The 7,219-nt window shown below is 68.1% G+C and carries 7 protein-coding genes and 1 pseudogene; 2 read left to right on the top strand and 6 right to left on the bottom strand.

The window, feature by feature from the left end; translation table 11 throughout:
* Positions 1–94: 94 nt before the first annotated feature.
* The 6 genes and pseudogenes from ACQKJZ_RS16980 to ACQKJZ_RS16955 all read right to left on the bottom strand — a co-directional run.
* A pseudogene (locus ACQKJZ_RS16980) lies at positions 95–433 on the bottom strand (nucleotidyltransferase domain-containing protein); the annotation flags it as partial.
* 63 nt (positions 434–496) lie between these two features.
* Positions 497–835 (bottom strand): sigma factor-like helix-turn-helix DNA-binding protein, encoded by a 339-nt coding sequence (locus ACQKJZ_RS16975; RefSeq protein WP_427732610.1) that lies wholly within the window; start codon positions 833–835, stop codon positions 497–499.
* 255 nt (positions 836–1,090) lie between these two features.
* Positions 1,091–1,540, bottom strand: a complete 450-nt coding sequence (locus ACQKJZ_RS16970; protein ID WP_427732608.1) for a hypothetical protein — start codon at positions 1,538–1,540, stop codon at positions 1,091–1,093.
* A 71-nt stretch (positions 1,541–1,611) separates the two neighbouring features.
* Positions 1,612–2,049, bottom strand: a complete 438-nt coding sequence (locus ACQKJZ_RS16965) for an RES family NAD+ phosphorylase (protein ID WP_312490650.1) — start codon at positions 2,047–2,049, stop codon at positions 1,612–1,614.
* Positions 2,046–2,477, bottom strand: coding sequence for a type II RES/Xre toxin-antitoxin system antitoxin (gene parS / locus ACQKJZ_RS16960; protein ID WP_312490651.1), 432 nt, complete (start codon positions 2,475–2,477; stop codon positions 2,046–2,048). The genes ACQKJZ_RS16965 and parS overlap by 4 nt, the downstream gene beginning before the upstream one ends.
* A gap of 200 nt (positions 2,478–2,677) precedes the next feature.
* Positions 2,678–6,106 (bottom strand): S8 family serine peptidase, encoded by a 3,429-nt coding sequence (locus tag ACQKJZ_RS16955; RefSeq protein ID WP_312490652.1) that lies wholly within the window; start codon positions 6,104–6,106, stop codon positions 2,678–2,680.
* A 204-nt stretch (positions 6,107–6,310) separates the two neighbouring features.
* On the opposite strand from ACQKJZ_RS16955, the gene ACQKJZ_RS16950 reads away from it, so the two are divergent.
* Complete coding sequence (locus ACQKJZ_RS16950) at positions 6,311–6,688, top strand: antitoxin Xre/MbcA/ParS toxin-binding domain-containing protein (RefSeq protein WP_312490653.1); 378 nt, start codon at positions 6,311–6,313, stop codon at positions 6,686–6,688.
* A partial coding sequence (locus tag ACQKJZ_RS16945) for an RES family NAD+ phosphorylase (protein WP_427732604.1) occupies positions 6,681–7,219 on the top strand: 539 nt, incomplete at its 3' end. The genes ACQKJZ_RS16950 and ACQKJZ_RS16945, both read left to right, overlap by 8 nt.

The following is a 7,219-nucleotide window of genomic DNA, read 5'->3' as shown; positions in this document are numbered from 1 at the left end:
GCGCCGTAGCGCTTCCTCGTCGTCTTCATTCCCGTACCAGTCCTTCAGGTCAGGAGTAGCTTAACACCCTGTCCAGAAAACCGGCACCACCTCAGTGGACGATGAAGCTCACCGGTGCGGACAAGGTCTTGGTGATTGTTATATCGCGCATCAGCCGGTCGTCGGCGGCCGACCAGAGTTCGAAGTCGGCCAGCCGCTCGTCGTTGACGACGACGAGGATGTCATAGTCCGATGTATAGCCGCCAACCGGATCGTCCACCCAATCGCCGCGCGCATAGCTGCCGTAGAGGACGAGCTTGAGGATGCGACCCTGCTTCTTCCACTTCGTCGTGGTCGATGCGGTCGCCGCCTCAAATTCCTCGAACAAGACACGCACGACATGCGCCAGCTCGCGCTGCTTGGCTTGCGGAAGATGGTCGAGCGTGTCGCGCATGCGGAACGATCCTAGCGGGCAGTCGGCGCGAAAAACAGGGTGGGAGGGTGTCTGTGCCGTCGCCTAAAACGGCCACCACCAGCGGCGCTGTGGGGCGCCGTGTAGACGGCGGTTGATGCCGATGATCGCACGAGTCATCGCGCGCTCGACCTGTGCCACGGACAGGCCCGTGGCTTCGGCAATCGCGGCATAGCTCATGTCGTCGAGCCGATGCGCCAGATAGATCTCGCGGTCACGTCGGCGGAGCGACCGGACAGCGGCTTCCCTCTTCGCCAGCTCTGCCCGGGTGATCGGCACGTCATTGACGGCGGTCGGCCTAGCCAAGGTCAAAGCGAGTGCAGCGGCGGCCTGATCCTTGAGGCCCGCATTAGTGCGCTTGTCCTCCTCACGATCCTCTTCCATCCTGCTTCTCCTCACCAGCCGCACCCAGCGGCGGAATGGCGGGGGTGGGCGGCAGGAGCGGACCGGCAGTCCCGTTAAAGCGGCGGGAGGCACCCGCAGGGCCGGAACGGAGTGGAGGAGCCGCGCCAGCGGCTTGCTGGCCGCCGCGGCGGGACTAGAGGGCAGCGACGCCCACCTCCGTCATTCTGACGCGCGGCCAAACGCCGACGCGCCCTTCAGCGCGTCGTCCGCTGATTAGTGCGCATGCGTTGGTTGCTATTGTTTTGGGCTGCCCCCGTTAAGTCGCAGGCGCGATGCCGGGCGGACAAGGTGCCCCCAGCGTGGTTGCGCGGCGCTGGTGAGCGTGTCGGCAAAGCGCGCGCGAGCCGGCGCGGACAGCCGTGCCCATGCTGCCCGCTCGCGCGACGTTAGCGCGTAGAGCCGCCAGCCGCGGTTGCTCATGCAGGTTTCGACGGGGGCGCCGGTCGAGGTGGCGGCGGGCGGGAGGTCCGGCGCGGTGCCGATCGGGGGCGTGAGCCGGCGGTCCTTGACCACCGCCGGGCCGATGTCCGCCATCGGTTGGGTGGCGATCGCGAGGCAGCGGGCGAGGTCGGCGTCGCGGGTCGCGACACTGGCGCCGGGGCGGTTATAGAAACGCGCCGGGAGGGTCGCCGGCAGGGGATCGGCCCGGGTCAGCGCGAGGGCGGTCAGCAGGGCGACGGGCATGGGCGGCTCCTCCTCAAGCGGTCTATTTGATCATCGATGAGCGGGGGCTGACTGGATCGCCCCGCCTTGCGTCAGCGAAGCAAGCGCAGGTCGAAGCGGAACGGGTCCGTCCCGACCACCCTCACCCGCGTCATGTCCGCGTGGCGCACGTTCAGCAGCAGGTTCGCCTCTTGCGGCACGACGACGCTGCGCACACGCATGCCCAGCGCCTGGCTGGCGTCGAGGAAGGCGTCCCCCGCCTGCCGACAGGCATCGGCATCCGTCGGCGTGCCGTCCAAGCTGTGGAGCGTCGCATCATCGGGGACGTCGATCGCCAGCAACACCATGTCGTCGGGGATGAGATCGGGCGGCAGGTCGAGGTGGACCAGCACCTCCAGAACCGCGAGGCTCGGCGTAGCGGCAGTATAGACCATCGCCCGTCCCGGCGAATTCCACCGTCCGCCCCACATACGCGCGCCCTCGCCGTCCAGTGCGCCATGCGCTGCCTTGCACAGGCGATGGACGATCACGCCGCGAGGCCGTGCGCGATCTGCCCCAGCAGCGCCTCCACGGCGCGCGCCCCTTGATCCGTGTCGGTCATCGCCAGCGGCGTTTCGCCGTCGAGCGCGCGATTTTCGCGCGTCAGCCAGGCATGCGCCTTGTCCGGGTCGGCGAACGTCTCCTCGGCCGCGGCGACTACGCTCACCACGCGCACGATCCGGTCGGACTCTGCCGGATCGAGCGGCTGGGCCGCATCCTGGCGTCGCTTGAAGGTCCGCCGGTTGATGATCTGCGGGTCGAGCACGCTGAACGTCAGCCGGGAGGCGCGCAGGAAATGATCAACGGCCTGAGTCGGCAGGCCGCGACGGACCAGCCGCATCACGTCGCGCTCGCTGTGCAGCGGCCCCGTGTTCGCCTCGCCCCCCAGCAGAGTCTGTATCCGTCCTACCGCACTCATGCCTGTGCTCCGCATTTTGCCGGATTGCCACCGGCAAAGTGTAGATAGGCATCGCGCGCGATGGCAGCAAGTCGGTGCGTCGAACGACGGCGACGTTCTGATTTTATGCCATTCCAAAGCGAGTGTCGCGGCAGGCCCCAAAACGACAAAGGGCGGCGGATCCATCGACCCGCCGCCCCGTCATGCCGTGTCGCGTTCGATCAGAACGACAGCTTCAGGCCGCCGCGATAGGCCTGGTTGCGCACGTCGCTGCGTTCGAAGGTCGTGTCGGCCGACAGTGACAGCGTCGCATTGCCGGTGCGGTACGACAGGCCCGCCGACACTTCGCCCCAGTCGCGGTCCTGGTTCGCGACCGCGAACGGCGTGCGCAGCGGGGTGCCGCCGGCGAAGCCCGCCAGGAACACGTTCGAGCGGTCTTGGAAGTCGTGGACGTAATAGGCCGAGGCGAATGGGCGCAGGCCCTGGGCATTGCCGTCGAGCTGCAGGCCGGCACGGGCCTGGATGCTGCGATAGCTGTTCTTCGACGTGGCGAGCGCCGGGCCGGTGCCGGTTTCCGCGGTCGGCGTGAAGTCGATGCGGTTGGTCCGCACCGCGACGCGCGGGCCGAAGCGCAGCGCCTCGCTGCCGGCATTGTAGGTCGCGCCGATTTCACTCGACAGCGCCAGCGCGTTGTCGCGGGCGCGCAGGTCGAAGGCGGTGCCCAGGAACGTGCCGGTGCGGCGGGTGCGCGACTGATAGACGCCGGCGCTGGTCTGCACGTCGAGCGATGGACCGAGCGAGCCACCGATGCGGCCGTACAGCGTGCCCTGGATCAGCTCGCCGCGCGCGGTCTGGCCGGCGTTCGGCTTGCCGTCGATCTTGGTGTACGAGAAGCCGAAGCCCAGCATGCTGGTGTCGTCGACCTTCGCCTCGATTCCCGCCGCGACGTAGAAGCCGTCGAACCGGTCACGCCCGGTCTGCGGCACCGTACCCGGCATCGACCGGCTCGACCCGTCGAGATAGCCGCCCGCCAGATAGACTGCGGCGTTTTCGGGCAGGACGTTTTCCTGCAGCGTCGTCGCCGGCGTGTCGCTGACCATCGCGGCCTGGCCGGGTATCGCGATCTCATTGGCGGCGAATTCCATCGGCTTGCCGATCATCGCGATCGAACCGCCCTGGAACGTCTCGGGCGCCATCGCCGAGATGCGCTCGCGATAGAAGCGCGCCATATTGTCGGTCGCGACGGTGCCGATCGCGCGCTTGGTCGTCTCGGCGCGCGGCGCCAGGCTTTCCAGCGTCGCCTGGATCGTCGATGCCGACTGGAGGTCGAGGCCACCATAGATGCCGAACAGCGAATTGTACGCGGCCGACCGGTTGCCATCGAGCAGGCGGGCATAGGCCATCTGCACCGGCGTGTTGGCGACGACGCTGGTGTACGGGCGCGCCGCGACGCTCGCGGTGACCGCGGTCGAGCTATAGCTGAGCAGCGGGTACAGGATCGCGCTGAACGACGTGGTGTCGCCGAACGTGCCGGTGACGCCGTTGCTGGCGGTCAGGATCGTGTAGCTGTCGCCGAAGCGCGGATCGCGCGCGGTCGGCCGCAGCGTCACCGTGCCGCCGCTCAGCACCGCGCGGTTGGTGGCGATCAGGTCCGACGTGCCGGGCAGGCCGACGTCCACCAGATACTGGCTGCCGGCTGCGAAGGTGGTGGTGCCCGCGACGGTGAGCGTGCCGATCGCGCCGACGTTGCCCGGCGCGACGATGCCGCCGCTCGCCGCGGTCAGCGAAGCGAGGCTGCCGGTGCCGCCGATGGTGCCGCCCCCGATCGCGGTCAGCGCCGAACGCGTCAGCGCGCCGTTGACGGTCAGCGTGCCCTGTTCAACGCGGGTCGCGCCACTGTAGCTGTTGCTGCCCGTCAGGATCAGCTCACCCCCGCCGCGCTTGGTGAGGCCGCCGATGTCAGCGGGGAAGCTCGCCAGCACTTCGGCCGAATAGCGGTCGCGCGCGTCTTGGATGTTGTTGCTCCAGACGTCGACGCCACCCGTCGCCACATTGACCTCGCGCGTCTGGCGCAAGGCGGTGGGGCCGGCCAGCGCGACGTCCATCTGCGGCGCGCCCCAGCCCGACTTCAGGTCGACGCCCGGCGTGTCGAGATCCTTCGAGCTCGAGACGAGGATGTCGGAGATGAGGCCGGTGTTGTAGTTCGGGAAGCGGCTCATCAGCACCGCCGCGAAGCCCGACACGTTAGGCGCTGCCATCGATGTGCCGGTCAGCACGCCATAGCCCGGGCCGGTGATGGTCAGGTATTGCTTCATGTCGGCCTGCAGCTGCGCATTGGCCTTGGTGAGCACGAGCTTCGAAAAATCGACGCCGAGGATGTCGGTGTTGGCCGAGACGATGCCGGCGATGCGGCTGGTGTAGCCGTCGGGATCGGCGCTGGTGAAGCGCGCGCCATAGGCGAGCGTGATGCCGACCGCCTGCTGCGCGAGGAAGGTGCTCTCCGCATCCAGATCGAACTTCGTGCCGGCCTGCTGCGCGGCGAACTGGCGGTTGAGATAGCCGTTGAGGACGTTGATCCAGGCGTTGATCGCCGCATTCTGCAACGCGCTCAGCGTCGCGGCGCTGTAGATCGTCGGATACATGGCGCGTGTGTACTTGGCCTGGATCCCGGCGCGATCGAGCGTCGTGACGTTGAAGGTCGAGACGATCTGGCTGCCCGGCGCGGCGACGCACCAGGTCGCGGTCTGGCCGCACAGGCTGGAGCTGGGATCGGCATTGCCGCTGGCCTGGTAATTGACCACCGACAGCCAGTTCGAACGCAGGCGCAGGTCGTTGAGCGGCGTCACCGCGTCGAGGCTGGCATGCGCGCCCGCATCGTTGCCGGCCGAGAAGACGACGAGCACGTCGTTCTTGAGGACGGGGTCGTAGAAACCGTTGAGGGTCTGCGCGAAGGTCGACCGCGCCTGCGCCAGCGACAGCGTGTAGGGCGCCGAGGTGCTGACGCCCCAGCTGTTGTTGATGATGCGCACCTTGCCGGTGTTGGCGAGGTCGACGATGTTCTGGCGCGGCGCCGAGACCGTGGTCGATCCGTCGATGCCGACGTCGCGCGCCCACAGGAAGTCGCCGGCCGAGAAGTTAATCGTCGCGGCCAGGATGTTGGCGCCATAGGCATTGCCGAACATCACACCGTTAGTGGCGCGGTTGCCCGCAACGGTGCCCGCGACGTGCGTGCCATGGTAGCTCCACGGCGTGCGCGGGTTGACCTGGCCGTCATTGCCATAGCCGGACGGGGCCGCGGTGCGCAGGCCGGTGATCTTGCCGGTGCCGGAGAAGGAGGGGTGGCTGAACAGCACGCCGCCATCGTTGACGCCGACCGTCTGCCCGGCGCCGTTGAGGCCCAGGACATAGGCATATTCCATGCCCATGAACGCCTTCGAATAATCGACCTTGAACTGCGCGTCGTTGCGCCACGAGGCGAGCGCGGCGTTATAGTCGGTCGTGCGCGTGCCGTTGGCCATATAATAGCCGCCCGACGGCGGAGGCGGCGGAGTGCGGGTCTGCGCGGTGGCCGGCAGCGCGGTGAGCACCGTCCCCAGAGCTAGCGCGGACAACGCCAAACGCAACGACGCACGATACGACTTCACGGCCATGTAGATTCCCCCGGATCGGACGCTGCGGCGTCCGTCTTATGTCGGTGACACTCTTGTCATTTTGCCAAGCATGGCAATGGGGTTGCCGGTACGGCGCACAGGTTTTGCGTCATGGTGGCATTATCGCCACAGCTGACATATCCGCTTCGTACTTCTTTTCCTGTGAACGAATTTACCCTATATCGTTCTGGAGGAGATATGACGATGGCGACCGCCCTGCCCTCCCGTGATCCCGATGCGCCGCGTGTGCTGAGCGAGGCGATCGCGCGGATCGCGACGTTCTGGCAGCTGTCGAATGCGCGGCTGGGGGCGATCCTCGGCCTGTCGGCGCCGACCGTGTCGCGGCTGCGCGGGGGCAGCTATCGGCTGGAGGCGGGGAGCAAGTCGTTCGAACTGGCGCAGCACCTGCTCCGCCTGTTCCGCTCGCTCGACAGCTGGCTGGGGCAGGACGACGAGGCGGCGCGATCGTGGCTGGTGACGCCGAACCTCGATCTGGGCGCCGCGCCGCTTGAGCTGATCGCGAGCGTGCGCGGGCTGCTGCGCACCAGCGATTATGTCGACGCGCTGCGTGCACGTGTCTGAGGATTTGGACGCAGGGTATCTCGCCGATCACACGCGCCCCTATTGCGGGCGGGTGATCCGCATGGTCGAGGCGCAGCACCGTATCGCCACCAACCGCCTCGCGGACGATGGCGAGGCGCAGGCGCTGCTCGAGGCATTGGCCGATGACGTCAAGCCGGCGCTGCCGCCCGCGGCGCAGCGCCTGCCCTGGCTGCTCGCCGCGCCGTTCCGGTACGGCCTGGGGCGGCCGTCGCGGTTTCGAGCTGCCGACGTGCTGCCCGGCATCTTCTACGCGACGGAGGATATCGCGACCGCGGTGGCCGAGACGGCATACTGGCGGCTCGTCGCCTTCGCCCGCTCGCCGGGTTTCCGCCGGCCGCGCACGCCGACGCCGATGTCGGCCTTCGCCGTCCATGTCGCGAGCGAGTCCGCGCTCGACCTGACGCAAGCGCCGTTCGACATGCCGGCGGACTGCTGGACGCATCCGACCGATTATGCGGCGACGCAGGCGCTCGCCGCGGCCGCGCGGGTCGCCGGCATCGGGGCGCTGCG

This window comes from Sphingomonas sp. NPDC019816 (assembly GCF_050274375.1).
Classification (GTDB): domain Bacteria; phylum Pseudomonadota; class Alphaproteobacteria; order Sphingomonadales; family Sphingomonadaceae; genus Sphingomonas.
The sequence above is the reverse complement of the archived record's forward strand: the minus strand, read 5'-3'. Positions and strand labels throughout refer to the sequence as shown.